12 protein-coding genes are annotated in these 15,844 nt (G+C 52.7%); 6 read left to right on the top strand and 6 right to left on the bottom strand.

Annotation, left to right across the window (positions count from 1 at the left end; translation table 11 throughout):
- Position 1: 1 nt before the first annotated feature.
- Genes pqiA through rlmKL form a run of 3 tightly spaced genes read right to left on the bottom strand, consistent with a single transcriptional unit; the run spans position 2 to position 5,299 of the window.
- Complete coding sequence (gene pqiA, locus C2U43_RS09080; protein WP_032942902.1) at positions 2-1,255, bottom strand: membrane integrity-associated transporter subunit PqiA; 1,254 nt, start codon at positions 1,253-1,255, stop codon at positions 2-4.
- 15 nt (positions 1,256-1,270) lie between these two features.
- Positions 1,271-3,178 carry an ABC transporter ATP-binding protein gene (locus tag C2U43_RS09075; RefSeq protein WP_103284989.1) on the bottom strand — a complete coding sequence of 636 codons (1,908 nt, stop codon included), beginning with the start codon at positions 3,176-3,178 and terminating at the stop codon, positions 1,271-1,273.
- Positions 3,179-3,190: 12 nt separating this feature from the next.
- On the bottom strand, positions 3,191-5,299 hold the full coding sequence (gene rlmKL / locus C2U43_RS09070; RefSeq protein ID WP_103284988.1) for a bifunctional 23S rRNA (guanine(2069)-N(7))-methyltransferase RlmK/23S rRNA (guanine(2445)-N(2))-methyltransferase RlmL: 2,109 nt from the start codon (positions 5,297-5,299) through the stop codon (positions 3,191-3,193).
- Between the two features lie 98 nt (positions 5,300-5,397).
- Between rlmKL and C2U43_RS09065 the strand changes: the two genes are divergently transcribed.
- Complete coding sequence (locus C2U43_RS09065) at positions 5,398-6,504, top strand: YcbX family protein (protein WP_103284987.1); 1,107 nt, start codon at positions 5,398-5,400, stop codon at positions 6,502-6,504.
- Here the strand turns inward: C2U43_RS09065 and zapC are convergent.
- Positions 6,501-7,043, bottom strand: a complete 543-nt coding sequence (gene zapC / locus C2U43_RS09060) for a cell division protein ZapC (RefSeq protein WP_003035852.1) — start codon at positions 7,041-7,043, stop codon at positions 6,501-6,503. The genes C2U43_RS09065 and zapC overlap by 4 nt on opposite strands.
- Before the next feature lie 165 nt (positions 7,044-7,208).
- A complete protein-coding gene (gene pyrD, locus C2U43_RS09055) occupies positions 7,209-8,219 on the bottom strand; it encodes a quinone-dependent dihydroorotate dehydrogenase (RefSeq protein WP_003831973.1) in 1,011 nt (336 codons plus the stop codon).
- Positions 8,220-8,462: 243 nt separating this feature from the next.
- Here pyrD and ssuE point away from each other — a divergent pair, with 243 nt between their 5' ends.
- The 5 genes from ssuE to ssuB are packed head-to-tail and all read left to right on the top strand — an operon-like array spanning position 8,463 to position 12,713.
- The gene (ssuE, locus tag C2U43_RS09050) at positions 8,463-9,038 is read left to right on the top strand and encodes an NADPH-dependent FMN reductase (RefSeq protein WP_032942900.1); all 576 of its coding nucleotides are present in this window, start codon (positions 8,463-8,465) and stop codon (positions 9,036-9,038) included.
- Positions 9,031-10,005: a sulfonate ABC transporter substrate-binding protein gene (locus C2U43_RS09045; protein ID WP_103284986.1), complete on the top strand. Its 975-nt coding sequence runs from the start codon at positions 9,031-9,033 to the stop codon at positions 10,003-10,005. Before ssuE ends, C2U43_RS09045 begins: the two co-directional genes overlap by 8 nt.
- Positions 10,002-11,147, top strand: a complete 1,146-nt coding sequence (gene ssuD / locus C2U43_RS09040) for an FMNH2-dependent alkanesulfonate monooxygenase (protein WP_048214511.1) — start codon at positions 10,002-10,004, stop codon at positions 11,145-11,147. The genes C2U43_RS09045 and ssuD overlap by 4 nt, the downstream gene beginning before the upstream one ends.
- A gap of 10 nt (positions 11,148-11,157) precedes the next feature.
- Positions 11,158-11,949 (top strand): aliphatic sulfonate ABC transporter permease SsuC, encoded by a 792-nt coding sequence (ssuC, locus tag C2U43_RS09035; protein ID WP_048235702.1) that lies wholly within the window; start codon positions 11,158-11,160, stop codon positions 11,947-11,949.
- The gene (ssuB, locus tag C2U43_RS09030) at positions 11,946-12,713 is read left to right on the top strand and encodes an aliphatic sulfonates ABC transporter ATP-binding protein (RefSeq protein WP_032942896.1); all 768 of its coding nucleotides are present in this window, start codon (positions 11,946-11,948) and stop codon (positions 12,711-12,713) included. The genes ssuC and ssuB overlap by 4 nt, the downstream gene beginning before the upstream one ends.
- Before the next feature lie 96 nt (positions 12,714-12,809).
- Here ssuB and pepN read toward each other — a convergent pair whose 3' ends face one another.
- The gene (gene pepN, locus C2U43_RS09025; RefSeq protein ID WP_103284985.1) at positions 12,810-15,422 is read right to left on the bottom strand and encodes an aminopeptidase N; all 2,613 of its coding nucleotides are present in this window, start codon (positions 15,420-15,422) and stop codon (positions 12,810-12,812) included.
- Between the last annotated feature and the right edge of the window lie 422 nt (positions 15,423-15,844).

Here is a 15,844-nt window from a genome sequence, read left to right as displayed (position 1 = left end):
GTCAGGACTCCTCATGGCCTGGTTCTGGTTCACGGTCCCACGACAGACGCGGATCAAATGTCATCGCAGAAAACATTGTCATAATGACGACTAAAGCAAACATCAAAGCACCCATTGCAGGATAAATGTTCATTAACCCTCCCATGCGCACCAGCGCAGAGAGTACCGCAATCACAAAGACGTCGATCATTGACCAGCGACCGACAAATTCCACAACTTCATAAATCAGGTGCATACGTTCGCTGTCGCGTTTGCCGTGGCCTTTGGCATCCCAACATAACCAGGCAATGGCAATCATTTTCAACGTCGGCACCATAATACTGGCGATAAAAATAACCGCAGCCACCGGATACGAGCCTTCGCTCCAGATTAAAACCACCCCCTCAAGTATCGTTGATGGCAGCTTTGACCCGAGCAGATCGGTAATCATAATCGGCAAAATATTGGCAGGAAGATAAAGCATGATTGACGTAAACAGTAATGCCAACGTCCATTGCAGACTGTTTTTACGCCGCACATAGCCTTTCGTCTGGCAGCGCGGACACACCCGTTCATCAGCGGGAAGAATCGCGGTGCAGCAAGAGCAGGAACGCAGTCCCTGTCGAATGCCGGGCACGCCAGGTTTTAACTCCTGCTTAATCACTGGCATTGGCGCAATATCATCCCACAGCCAGCGACGGTCAACGCACTGGAATGCGCGCAGTTGCAAAACGCAAAAGAAGCACCACGGAATAAAGCTGCTGCCCACGCCGATATCGCCGTAAGCCATAAGCTTAACGAAGCTGACCAGCACGCCGGCAAGGAAGATTTCCGCCATCCCCCAGCTTTTTAACTGGAACAGGACGCGTGCAAGACCCGCCTTAAGTCTGGCGGGCATCTGCACCCGATTCACCAGCAGCAGGATAGTCAGCAGGCAAAACGCGGGGACCAACTGCACGAATAATAAAAAGAAGGTGCCGAGACTGGCGTAGTCTTCAGAAAAGAGAACGCTGGGGATCTCCAGCAACGTCACTTCGCTGCTCACCCCTGCAACGTTCATATTCACAAAGGGGAAGAGGTTTGACAGAAGCAGCATGAATAATGCTGCTAATACATAGGCGGTAGGACGCTGCCGCGGCGCGTCCCACTCAACCGTTAACGTAGTGCCACATCGTGGACATGCCGCTTTTTGACCATGCTCAAGGCGAGGTAACGCCACCAGCATGTCACACTGCGAGCACAAAATATGCTTCGCGGCATGGTGATGTTCGCACATATGTGCTCCTTTAAATTATGCGCCGTTCTTCAAAGACTCAAGATACTCCCAGCGCTCAAAGGCTTGCTCAAGTTCTTGTTCCGCTTCGTTCAGATTAGCTAATACCTGCTGCGTTTGCTCATGTGGCTGACTGAAAAAAGCGGCGTCAGCAACCTGCGCTTGTAGCCTTTCCAGTTTAGCTTCCAGTTCTTCAAGCTGCGCGGGGAGTTGCTCGAGTTCGCGCTGCAGTTTATAGCTTAGTTTGCTCGTGCCACGTTTGACAATTTCTGCTTTAGGAGCAACAGCTTCCTCTGTTTTTTTCGCGACCGGTTGTTTAAACGCCACATACTGAGATTGCTGGCTGCGCGCGTCATGATAACCGCCGACATAACGACCAATTTTACCACCGCCCTCGAAGATCCAGCATTCAGTTACAGTATTATCCACAAACTGACGGTCGTGGCTTACCAGCAGTACAGTCCCCTGATAGCTATCAATTAGTTCTTCAAGCAGTTCCAGCGTTTCGACGTCAAGATCGTTCGTTGGTTCATCGAGAATCAAAAGATTGCTGGGTTTCAGAAAAAGACGCGCCAACAGCAGGCGATTTCGTTCCCCACCAGAGAGCGCTCGCACTAGCGTCATCGCGCGTTTCGGATGGAACAGGAAGTCCTGCAGATAACCCAGCACATGGCGAGGTTTACCGTTAACCATCACCTCTTGCTTACCTTCAGCCAGGTTGTCCATCACGGTTTTATCGGGATCCAGTTCGGCGCGGTGCTGATCGAAATAGGCCACTTCCAGCTTGGTGCCGACGTGAATGCGTCCACTGTCAGCCTGAAGCTGGCCTAACATCAGCTTCAGCAGCGTTGTTTTGCCGCAGCCGTTCGGTCCGATTAGCGCAATTTTGTCGCTGCGCTGTACCTGTGCGGAGAAATCTTTTACCAGCTGCTTTCCATCAACCTGGTAATCCACGTTCTCCATTTCGAAAACAATCTTGCCTGAACGGCTCGCCTCTTCGACCTGCATCTTCGCCGTGCCCATCACTTCGCGGCGTTCGCCACGCTCGCGACGCATGGCTTTCAGTGCGCGCACGCGGCCTTCATTACGGGTACGGCGCGCTTTGATCCCCTGACGGATCCAGACCTCTTCCTGCGCCAGCTTGCGGTCAAACTCTGCATTTTGTAACTCTTCTACGCGCAGCGCTTCTTCTTTTTCCAGCAGATACTGATCGTAATTCCCCGGATAAGTCACCAGCTTGCCACGATCGAGGTCGACGATACGCGTCGCCATATTTCGTATAAATGAACGGTCATGGGAAATGAAGATGATTGTCCCATTGAAGGATTTCAGGAACCCTTCCAGCCAGTCGATAGTTTCAATATCCAGGTGGTTTGTTGGTTCATCCAGCAGCAGTACACGCGGATTGCTCACTAACGCGCGGCCCAGCGCCGCTTTACGCAGCCAACCGCCTGAAAGCGAAGAAAGTGCGGCGTTTGGATCCAGCCCCAACTGCTCCAGCACTTCATTAATACGGCTTTCGAGCTGCCACAGATTGTGATGATCGAGCATTTCCTGAACCCGCGCCATCTCATTCAGATTTCTGTCGCTCGGATCAGTCATCACCAGACGCGAAATATCGTGATAACGTTTGAGATACTCGGCCTGCTCTTCGATACCCTCGGCAACGAAATCATACACGCTGCCTTCAACATTACGCGGCGGATCCTGTTGCAGACGCGCCACAACCAGATCCTGCTCATAAATGATACGCCCGTCGTCAAGCCCCTGCTCACGGTTCAGGATCTTCATCAGCGTCGATTTACCTGCGCCGTTACGGCCAACCAGACAGACGCGTTCGTTATCTTCGATATGCAGTTCTGCATTATCAAGAAGCGGCGCATCGCTGAACGACAGCCATGCACCATGCATACTGATCAATGACATTTATTTATCCTTTCAGGCTGCGGTAATCAGCCAGCAATTGTGGATCTGACGGTTACGGGCAAAATCCTGGGAAAGCGTTTTTTGGGTAATTTCTTGTGCTTTCAATCCCAGTTCAGCCAAACCGTCGAGATCCATACGGAACCCACGTTTGTTGTTGGAGAACATGATCGTGCCGTCTTTACGCAGCAGACGTTTCAGATCTTTCATCAGCGCCAGATGATCGCGCTGCACATCAAACGAATCTTCCATACGTTTTGAGTTAGAGAACGTCGGCGGATCGATGAAAATCAGATCAAACTGTTCATTCGCATCGCGCAGCCAGCCCAGGCAATCGGCCTGAATTAAACGGTGAGCGCGACCGCTCAATCCGTTCAGGCGCAGGTTACGTTCCGCCCATTCCAGATAGGTACGAGACATATCGACCGTCGTGGTGCTACGCGCACCGCCCAATCCTGCATGTACGCTGGCGCTACCGGTGTAGGAAAACAGGTTGAGGAAGTCCTTACCTTTACTCATCTGCCCCAACATACGGCGCGCAATACGGTGATCGAGGAATAAACCCGTATCAAGGTAGTCAGTCAGGTTCACCCACAGGCGCGCGTTGTACTCGCTTACCTCAATGAATTCACACTTCTCATTCATCTTCTGATACTGATTCTTGCCTTTCTGACGCTCACGGGTTTTCAGCACCAGTTTGTTTGGCGCGATTTCCAGTACTGACAGCGTGGCGGCAATGATGTCGAACAAGCGTTGACGTGCTTTTTGCGCATCGACCGTCTTCGGCGGTGCGTATTCCTGAACCACGACCCAATCACCGTAACGATCTACTGCAACGTTGTATTCCGGCAGGTCAGCGTCATACAGGCGATAGCATTCAATGCCTTCCTGACGCGCCCATTTTTCCAGCTTCTTAATATTCTTGCGCAGGCGGTTGGCATAATCTTCCGCGACCGTGGCAAGCTTGCTGTCCGCAGTGGTCTCTGCAACGTGATAATTCTTCTGCACACAATCCAGCGGGCCGTTTTTCGCTTTGAACTGCTTGTCGGCACGTAATTGCAGGCTGCTGAGCAGATCCGGCGAGGCGCTGAACAGCGACAAATTCCAGCCGCCAAACTGGTTTTTCATCGTACGGCCCAGCAGGCTGTGCAGGGCAATCAGCGCCGGTTCGCTATCCAGACGTTCGCCGTAAGGCGGGTTACTGATAACTGTCCCATACGGTCCTTTCGGCAGCGGATTGCTCAGTTTGGCGACATCTTTCACGTCAAACGTCATCAGATCGGCGATACCGGCGCGGCGAGCATTACTACGCGCTTTTTCAATCACGCGCGCATCGCTATCGGATCCATAAAAATGCGAGGTATAGTCAGCCAGTCCCTTACGCGCACGCACCTGCGCTTCGGCTTTAACTTCTTGCCAGACAGCTTCGTCGTGTTGCGCCCAACCGCTGAAGCCCCAGTATCCACGGTGCAGACCCGGCGCGCGATCGGTCGCCCACATTGCCGCTTCAATCAGCAGTGTGCCGGAACCACACATCGGATCGAGTAACGGGGTTCCCGGCTGCCAGCCAGAACGCATAACAATTGCCGCGGCCAGCGTCTCTTTAATCGGTGCCTGACCCGCGCGATCGCGATAGCCACGCTGATGCAAACCGTCACCGCTCAGATCGAGCGCAATGCTGGCAGTATCTTTGTTCAACCAGACGTTGATGCGCAGATCCGGAGATTCACGATCCACATTCGGACGCGGCATATTTTTGCGGGTAAAGGCATCGACAATCGCATCCTTGACCTTCAGCGCGCCGTACTGGCTGTTACGAATGGTCTCGTTCAGTCCGCTAAAATGGACGGCAAACGTAGCACCAGGGTTAAATATCTCTGTCCAGTCGATTGCCTGAACGCCGAGGTACAGATCAAGATCGCTGTAGACCTTGCACTCTCCCATCGGCAGGATAATGCGCGAGGCCAGGCGGCTCCACATCAGGCTCTGGTAAACAAGCCGCGTGTCGCCCTTAAAATGGACCCCACCCTGAACGACCTGACACTCCAGCGCGCCGAGGTTTTCCAGTTCAGTTTTTAACAGCTCTTCCAGCCCGCGGGCCGTACTGGCAAACAGAGAATTCATAATGTCACTTTTACTCCGAGAAAATTGCTGCGCATTATAGCTAATATGGGCTGTATGTCATAAAGTTGAAGGCTTATTTTCATTCGAGGGGCTGTACAGTGGTCACGTTAACCCGACTTTTTATTCATCCGGTTAAATCAATGCGCGGCATTGGGCTTACGCATGCCCTGGCAGATATTAGCGGTCTCGCCTTTGATCGCATATTTATGATCACTGAACCTGACGGAACGTTCATAACTGCCCGCCAGTTCCCACAAATGGTCCGTTTTACGCCTTCCCCATTCCACGATGGGCTGCATCTTACAGCGCCAGATGGCAGCAGCGCGCTCGTGCGATTTGCCGACTTCGCTCTCCAGGATGCACCAACAGAAGTATGGGGAAATCATTTTACCGCGCGTATTGCGCCAGCGGCTATCAACAAGTGGCTTAGCGGCTTTTTCTCCCGTGACGTGCAGTTACGCTGGGTCGGCCCGCAGCTGACGCGCCGTGTAAAACGCCATGTTGATGTTCCTTTATCCTTCGCTGATGGTTATCCCTATCTGCTGGCCAACGAAGCATCCCTGCGCGATGTGCAACAGCGCTGTCCGGCAAGCGTCAAAATGGAACAGTTTCGCCCCAATATAGTAGTTTCGGGAGCTGGTGCCTGGGAAGAAGATACCTGGAAAGTGATTCGTATTGGCGACGTCATTTTTGATGTAGCAAAACCCTGTAGCCGCTGTATTTTCACGACAGTTAGCCCGGAAAAAGGCCAGAAACATCCATCCGGTGAACCGCTTGCCACATTGCAAACCTTCCGCACTGCGGTAGATAACGGCGATGTCGATTTCGGTCAGAATCTTATCGCGCGTAACAGTGGCGTTATTCGCGTCGGCGATGAGGTAGAAATTTTGGCAACCGGCCCCGCCAGGGCGTACGGCGCGGCTGAATCAGACGAAACTACGCCCGAACAACAACCTGATGCCACGGTGCTTATTGACTGGCAGGGACAGACCTTTCGCGGAAATAATCAGCAGGTATTGCTTGAGCAGTTGGAAAACCAGGGTATCCGGGTTCCCTATTCATGCCGGGCAGGCATTTGCGGATGCTGTCGAATTCGACTGGTAGAAGGTGAAGTTAGCCCGTTGAAGAAATCAGCGATGGGGGACGACGGAACAATTCTGTGCTGCAGCTGTGTTCCCAAAACGGCAATCAGGCTGGAGAGCTAAACCGCCTGCTCAAGGCTGAAACTGTCAACAACGGCCTGCGGTTTCAGTCTGTCATTCATTATTTTAATCGCATCGCCAAGCTGCATCGTACGCCCGGCGATAACCACGCCAGGTTGCGCAAGCAGGCAAAGCGCGGCGTTTTCACCCGGCTCAACCACTAACAGGTTTACCTGTTCATCGGTATCGCTTAAATCAACACAGGCTGCGTCACCCACGACCGGCGACCAGTTAATACCGTGTGCGACAAAGTGCCAGCTTTTTGGCATTTGCGGTTTGAGATAACGAATCGCCACCAGCGCATTAAGCACCAGTTCCGCTTTTTGTTCTTTGGCTAAATCCAGGTAGCGACATTTTTCTTCAAAGGAAAAATAAAGCGCGGCGTCATCAACACAAAAACCTGACGGAGAAAATGCATCAGGAGTGAGCATTTTACGAGCAAAACGCGAACGGAATAACATGCCATTGGCTAAATCGAGCATCATACGATCGTGCTCTTCATCATAATACCAGCGCCAGTTATCGTCGGGTTTAATTCGCATCAGTTTCTCTCCTTTCCTTAATCATCACCGTTACGACAGTATCCTTTTGCCGCTTCGTTTATTGCCCTAATAATAAAAGCTCAGAATGTTTAAATAAGCAACAGTAAAGGAATATAAAACAACCAGGGCTAGAAATAAAGCCCTGGTTTGTGATTAAGGTAGCATTCAGATATTGCTGACGATTTCTTTTATCAACGGCGGACCTTTAAAAATAAAGCCCGAATAAATCTGTACGAGGGTTGCACCAGCAGCTATTTTCTCACGTGCAGCAATCACCGAGTCGATACCACCAACACCAATAATCGGCAGCTGACCTTTTAATTCCTGAGACAACTGGCGAATAATTTCTGTACTTTTTAATTGTAACGGTCGACCGCTCAGACCACCCATTTGATCGCAATTTTTCATTCCCTGAACAAGAGAACGATCGAGGGTGGTGTTAGTCGCAATTACGCCATCAATATTATGACGAACTAAACTATCGGCGACCTGGATCAGTTCTTCCACAGAAAGATCCGGCGCGATCTTTACTGCCACCGGAACATATTTATGGTGGATCGCTTGCAGATCGTTTTGCTTATTTTTAATTGCCGTCAGGAGATCGTCCAGCGCCTCGCCGTATTGTAGAGTACGTAATCCCGGCGTATTCGGCGAAGAGATATTAATCGCTATATAACCAGCATAAGCATAGACTTTTTCCATACAAATCAGATAGTCATCTTTGCCGTTCTCTACTGGGGTATCTTTGTTCTTACCAATATTAATACCCAGAATACCGTCGAAATGCGATTTTTTAACGTTCTCAACCAGGTTATCAACCCCGTGGTTATTAAACCCCATGCGGTTGATCAAACCTTCTGCATCGACCAGACGGAACAGACGCGGTTTATCGTTACCCGGCTGAGGGCGTGGCGTCACGGTACCAATCTCAATGGAACCAAATCCCATCGCGCCGAGCGCATCAATGCACTCCCCGTCTTTATCCAGTCCGGCAGCAAGCCCGAGCGGATTTTTAAACGTCAACCCCATACAGGTAACCGGTTTTGCCGGTACTTTCTGGCGTACAAGCGCTTCAAGCGGTGTGCCGGTAATGCGACGTAATTGCTGGAATGTCAATTCATGAGCGCGCTCTGGATCGAGCTGAAAAAGGGCTTTACGAACGAAGGGGTAGTACATGAACTCTCCTGGATTCCCGGTGTGCAAACCGGGGGCGTATTATGTGCGATCGCGAGCAAAAAGGGAATTGACCTGCGGCAATAAATAGCAATCGTTTTCCTCGCCTCTGCTTTTTTATTCAATTTCCAACTTTTCTATCCCGTATAAATCATTTCGATAAACAAAATCTCTCTGCCAGACTGCTCAAATTGTTATCAATGTTAACCAAAAGCAAACAATTAGTTATAAGGGGAGAATGAAATTATGCGCGTCATCACTCTGGCGGGGAGCCCTCGCTTTCCCTCTCGATCCAGTGCGTTACTGGAATATGCCCGAGAAAAACTTCACGGTCAGGATGTCGAAATCTTTCACTGGAACCTGCACAATTTTGCCCCGGAAGACCTGATCTATGCTCGTTTCGACAGTCCGGCGTTGAACACATTTATCGAACAATTGCAGGATGCAGACGGGCTGATTGTCGCAACACCAGTCTATAAAGCCGCTTACTCTGGCGCCCTGAAAACCCTGCTCGACCTACTCCCCGAGCGGGCGCTGGAAGGGAAAGTGGTTTTGCCGTTGGCGACCGGCGGCAGCGTGGCGCATTTACTTGCCGTCGATTACGCGCTGAAACCGGTACTGAGCGCATTAAAGGCCCAGGAGATCCTGCACGGTGTGTTTGCCGATGATTCACAGGTGATTGATTATCAGCATAAACCCCAATTTACGCCCAACCTTCAGCAGCGTCTGGACAGTGCGCTCGATACCTTCTGGCTGGCGTTGCATCGTCGCGATGTCCAACTTCCTCAACTGAACACCCTGCGAGGTGCCGCTCATGCTTGATTTTCTCAGGCGTCACACGTCATGGCTGGCACTGACCGGGTTGTTGTCGCTGTCAACACTGGGGCATGCCGCAGAATCGGCCCCCGATGCCCTGCGTATTGGTTACCAGAAAGGAAGCGTCAGTATGGTGCTGGCCAAAAGCCATCAGCTACTCGAGAAACGCTATCCGCAGACTAAAATCTCGTGGGTCGAATTCCCGGCTGGGCCGCAAATGCTGGAAGCACTCAATATCGGCAGTATCGATCTCGGCAGTACCGGTGACATTCCGCCGATTTTCGCCCAGGCAGCCGGGGCCGATCTGGTTTACGTGGGCGTCGAGCCGCCCAAACCGAAAGCCGAAGTGATTCTGGTGCCAAAAAATAGCCCGATCCAGAGCGTCGCGCAGCTTAAAGGACATAAAATCGCCTTCCAGAAAGGCTCCAGCGCCCACAATTTACTGCTCCGGGCGCTGCAACAGGCCGGACTGAAATTTACCGATATTCAACCGACGTATCTGACTCCCGCCGATGCGCGAGCGGCCTTTCAGCAAGGAAACGTGGATGCGTGGGCTATCTGGGATCCCTATTATTCCGCCGCGTTACTGCAAGGTGATGTACGCGTACTGAAAGACGGCTCAGACCTCAAGCAAACCGGTTCGTTTTATCTCGCCGCCCGTCCTTATGCCGAGAAAAATGGCGCTTTTGTACTTGGCGTACTGGATACCTTTAGCCAGGCCGATGCGTTAACGCTCAGTCAGCGCCAGCAAAGCATTACCCTGCTGGCCAAAACCATGGGGCTGCCCGAACCGGTGATTGCGTCTTATCTGGATCACCGTCCGCCAACCACCATTGTGCCAGTCAACGCCTCTGTTGCTGCCCTGCAACAACAAACCGCCGATCTGTTTTATGACAACCGTTTGGTGCCGAAAAAAATCGATATTCGCCAGCGTATCTGGCAACCCACTCAGCAGGCAGGAGAAAAATTATGAGTCTGAATATGTTCTGGTTTTTACCCACCCACGGTGACGGTCATTATCTTGGAACGGAAGAAGGTTCGCGCCCGGTCGATCACAGTTATCTGCAACAAATCGCGCAAACGGCCGATCGTCTTGGATTTACCGGCGTCCTGATCCCAACCGGTCGCTCTTGCGAAGATGCCTGGCTGGTCGCCGCTTCGATGATCCCGGTCACCCAGAGATTAAAGTTTCTGGTCGCGCTGCGCCCAAGCGTCACCTCGCCAACGGTTGCCGCACGTCAGGCTGCGACGCTCGACAGACTCTCAAATGGCCGGGCGTTATTTAACCTGGTGACCGGCAGCGATCCGCAGGAGCTGGCAGGCGACGGCGTGTTCCTCGATCACACAGAACGATATGAAGCCTCTGCTGAATTTACTCAAGTCTGGCGGCGCTTGCTGCAAGGTGAAACGGTGGATTTCAACGGCAAACATATTCATGTCCGCGGCGCGAAGCTGCTTTTCCCTCCCGTACAACAACCCCGGCCACCACTTTATTTCGGCGGCTCGTCTGATGTCGCACAAGACCTTGCTGCCGAGCAGGTTGATCTCTATCTGACCTGGGGTGAGCCGCCGGAACAGGTGAAAGCGAAGATTGAACAGGTGCGGGCCAAAGCAGCGGCGCTCGGGCGCAAGATCCGCTTTGGTATTCGTCTGCATGTGATCGTACGGGAGACAACCCACGAGGCGTGGCAGGCAGCGGATCGTCTGATAGCCCACCTTGATGACGACACCATTGCCAAAGCCCAGGCCGCCTTCTCAAGAACGGATTCGGTTGGTCAGCAGCGAATGGCTGCACTGCACAATGGTAAACGCGACAAACTGGAAATTAGTCCGAACCTGTGGGCAGGCGTTGGACTGGTACGCGGTGGTGCGGGTACCGCGCTGGTCGGAGATGGTCCGACTGTCGCGGCGCGTATCAACGAGTATGCCGCGCTGGGAATCGACAGCTTTGTGTTGTCCGGATACCCACATCTGGAAGAGGCATACAAGGTTGGCGAGCTGCTGTTCCCGCATCTGGATGTTGCTATACCGGAAATTCCGCAGCCGCAATACCTGCAACAACAAGGTGAAGCGGTGGCAAACGAATTTATCCCGCGCAAAGTCGCGCAAAGCTAAGGAGCGGCTAATGGCAACGCCGAAAAACAGGTGGTTATTACGCCTCGCGCCCTGGTTTTTACCGGTAGGTTTGGTGGCGCTCTGGCAGCTCGCATCTTCAATGGGCTGGCTGTCCACTCGCATTCTGCCCTCTCCGGAAGGTGTTATCGAAGCTTTCTGGACGCTTTCCGCCAGCGGCGAGCTTTGGCAGCATCTGGCCATCAGTTCCTGGCGCGCGCTGATCGGATTCTCCATCGGTGGATCGATTGGCCTGACACTGGGACTTATCAGCGGTCTTTCGCGTTGGGGAGAACGCCTGCTGGATACCTCGGTGCAGATGCTGCGTAACGTACCGCATCTGGCGCTGATCCCGCTGGTGATTTTGTGGTTCGGCATTGATGAATCCGCCAAGATCTTTCTCGTGGCGTTGGGCACGCTGTTCCCAATTTACATCAACACCTGGCATGGGATCCGCAGTATCGATCGTGGGCTGGTAGAAATGGCGCGCAGCTATGGATTATCCGGCTTTTCACTGTTTGTTCATGTGATCCTCCCCGGCGCCCTGCCCTCGATTATGGTCGGCGTGCGTTTTGCTCTCGGGCTGATGTGGCTGACGCTGATTGTGGCGGAAACTATTTCTGCCAATGCAGGTATTGGTTACCTGGCGATGAACGCCCGCGAATTTCTGCAAACCGATGTGGTCGTGGTGGCCATTATTCTCTACGCCCTGCTCGGCAAACTTGCCGACGTCAGCGCCCAATTGCTGGAGCGAGTCTGGCTACGCTGGCATCCGGCTTACCATGTAAAGGAGGCTACCGTATGAATACCGCTCGCCTGAACCAGGGTACACCGCTGTTGCTGAGCGCCGTGACAAAACAATACGCCGCCAATACAGTGCTCAATCAATTAGATTTGCATATTCCGGCCGGACAGTTTGTTGCCGTGGTTGGCCGCAGCGGCGGTGGTAAAAGTACGTTGCTGCGTCTGCTGGCAGGGCTGGAATCGCCGACCTCAGGCGCATTACTTGCCGGAACCACCCCACTGGCGGAAATTCAGGATGATACGCGTATGATGTTCCAGGATGCGCGTCTGCTGCCATGGAAGACGGTTATCGATAATGTGGGCCTGGGTCTGAAAGGTCAGTGGCGCGATGCGGCCCGAGATGCGCTGGCCGCCGTTGGGCTGGAGAGTCGTGCTCACGAATGGCCGGCTGCGCTGTCCGGTGGACAAAAACAGCGTGTAGCCCTGGCACGGGCATTAATTCATCGCCCCGGTTTGCTGCTGCTGGATGAACCCCTCGGCGCTCTGGATGCCCTAACCCGCCTTGAAATGCAGGATCTGATCGTCTCTTTATGGCAAGAGCACGGCTTTACCGTACTGCTGGTCACTCATGACGTCAGTGAAGCGGTGGCAATGGCCGATCGCGTGTTGCTGATTGAGGACGGAAAAATCGGGTTGGATCTGACGGTGGATATTCAGCGCCCCCGCCGTTTGGGATCGGTACGGTTAGCCGATCTGGAAGCGGAAGTGTTGAACCGGGTTATGAAACGCGGCGAGACGGAACAACCGATCCTTCGACATGGATAACCGCTCAGAAAACCAGGCCCGGTAGCGCTTACCGGGCCTTTTGCCGGATGGCGGCGTTACCGCCTTATCCGGCCTACTAAACTACAGGTCAACGTTTCAGGCTAACGCTTTGTCAATCTTCTCGAACAGATCGCCGGAGAGATTCTCCAGACCTTTCAGCTGTTCCAGCGCCGCACGCATTTTCGCCTGACGTTTTGCATCATAACGTTTTAAGCGAATCAGCGGCTCAATCAGACGTGACGCCACCTGCGGGTTACGACTATTAAGCTCAGTCAACATGTCGACCAGGAACTGATATCCACTACCATCTTCCGCATGGAATGCCGCCGGGTTGCTACCTGCAAAGGCACCGATCAGCGAACGGATTCGGTTCGGGTTACTCATACTGAAAGAGCGATGCTTCAGCAGGCCGCGTACCGTTTCCAGCACGTTTTTCGCCGGGCTGGTGGATTGCAGGATAAACCATTTGTCCATCACCAGACCGTCATGGTGCCACTTATCGTCATACTCCTGCATTAGCGCGTCGCGACAAGGTAGCTGCGCCGCCACTGCCGCGGATAGAGCCGCCAGCGCATCGGTCATATTGTTCGCTTCTCGATACTGCTTGCTTACCAGCGTGTCAGCCAGATGGGTTTCGCCAAAGGCCAGGAAACGCAGGCAGGCATTGCGCAGCGTACGCTTGCCAATATCGGCATGCTCAACGCGGTACTCATCAAGATGATTAGCGTTATAGATGGCGAGGAATTCATCTGCCAGCTCGGCCGCCAGCGTGCGGGTTAACGCTTCGCGTACTTCGGTTATCGCCACCGGATCGATGATGTCGAACAGTTCGGCTATTTCATTTACTGAAGGCAGCGTCAGGATCTCTGCCGCCAGCGCCGGATCGATTTTCTCATCCAGTAAAATTGCGCGGAATGCATCAGCCACGTGTACCGGCAGCGACAGCGGTTGTCCCTGCTGATGACGGGCAACGTTAAGCTTAATATAGGTCGCCAGCAGGCTTTGCGCCGCGTCCCAACGAGAGAAATCGTTACGCGCATGACGCATCAGGAAGGTCAGTTGCTGATCGCTCCATTTGTATTCCAGTTTTACCGGCGCGGAGAATTCGCACAGCAGCGCCGGAACCGGCTGGAAGTAGACGCTATCGAAGACAAACGTCTGCTCTGCCTGGGTGACGTTGAGTACAGAATTCACCGGGTGCCCGCCTTTTTGTAGCGGGATCACTTTCCCTTCGTTGTCATACAACTCGAGGGCGAAAGGAATATGCAGCGGCTGTTTTTCGGCCTGATCCGGCGTGGCCGGCGTGCGCTGGCTGATCGTCAGCGTGTACTGCTCAGTTGACGGATTGTAGTCATCACGCACGGTCAGAATCGGCGTACCGGACTGACTGTACCAGCGGCGGAAATGGGAGAGATCAACGTTAGAAGCATCTTCCATCGCCTGCACGAAATCATCACAGGTTGCAGCACTTCCGTCATGACGCTCAAAGTAAAGTTGCATCCCTTTCTGGAAGTTAGCCTCACCGAGCAGGGTGTGGATCATACGAATGACTTCAGCGCCCTTTTCGTACACGGTCAGGGTATAGAAGTTGTTCATTTCAATGACCATATCCGGACGGATAGGGTGCGCCATCGGGCTGGCATCTTCAGCAAACTGCAGACCACGCATGGTGCGCACATTGCTGATGCGGTTTACCGCGCGTGAGCCAAGATCGGAACTGAACTCTTGATCGCGGAACACGGTTAAGCCTTCTTTCAGGCTCAACTGGAACCAGTCACGGCAGGTCACACGGTTGCCGGTCCAGTTGTGAAAATACTCATGACCGATAACGCGCTCAATATCGAGGTAGTCTTTGTCGGTGGCTGTATCGGTACGTGCCAGCACATATTTGGAGTTAAAGATGTTCAGACCTTTATTCTCCATCGCGCCCATGTTGAAGAAATCCACAGCGACAATCATATAGATGTCGAGGTCATACTCGAGGCCAAAGCGCTCTTCATCCCATTTCATGGAGTTTTTCAGCGAGGTCATCGCCCACGGCGCGCGGTCAAGGTTGCCGCGATCGACGTACAGTTCCAGCGCCACTTCACGCCCGGAACGGGTGATAAAGGTATCGCGCAGAACGTCGAAATCACCGGCTACCAACGCAAACAGATAGCACGGTTTCGGGAACGGATCTTGCCACTGTACCCAGTGACGACCATTTTCCAGTTCGCCCTGCGCCACACGGTTGCCGTTAGAGAGCAGGAACGGATATTGGGTTTTATCGGCGATAATTTTGGTGGTAAAACGCGCCAGGACATCAGGCCTGTCCAGATACCAGGTAATATGGCGGAACCCTTCCGCTTCACACTGGGTGCACAGCGCTTCGCCAGACTTGTACAGCCCTTCCAGCGCGGTATTGGCCGCTGGGCTAATTTCATTCACGATACGCAGCGTAAAACGTTCCGGCAACTGACTAATGACCAGAGCGCCCTCTTCTTCTTTATACTCTGTCCACGGCTCGTCGTTCACGTGGATCGACACCAGGGTCAGATCTTCGCCATTCAGGCGCAGGGGCACATCGGACGCGCCATGACGGACAGCCTGGCTCACTGCGGTGACCACGGTTTTTTCAGCATCCAGGTCAAAGGTCAAGTCAATATCAGTAATCTGGTAATCCGGTGCACGATAGTCGTGACGGTATTTGGCTTGTGGCTGTTGTGTCATAAAAAAACCTTTAGCATCTTTAATAGAGTCTCGGCTTCAGTCTATTCCTGTTGCGTAAATCGCGCTACGCAGAATGTTCATCTTTTCAGGCACAAACACCCTTTTTGCTACATTTTCATAATATGTACTCATAGTTTTTAAAATCGATAAAAATCGTCCAGGAGCGCATAAAACAAGGGATGAGCGAGATCGATGAAAATCAGAGTTAATGAACTTTAACGAACTTCACAGACCACTTTTGCCCCATCCATGCCCCACACATAATTTTAGTCAACGCCAGCCCCCATCAGCCCTACAGGGCAAATCGATAACAAACACGCCAGCAGTATGTTCCCCAAAATTTAAAAACAAGTGGTTCATGCCTTGACAGACAAAACCGCCAAAGCAAAAATACTGTATATCCAAACAGTAACTAGTGAAGC

Source organism: Citrobacter freundii complex sp. CFNIH9 (assembly GCF_002903305.1).
In the GTDB taxonomy this organism is placed as follows: Bacteria; Pseudomonadota; Gammaproteobacteria; order Enterobacterales; family Enterobacteriaceae; genus Citrobacter; species Citrobacter portucalensis.
The sequence above is the reverse complement of the archived record's forward strand: the minus strand, read 5'-3'. Positions and strand labels throughout refer to the sequence as shown.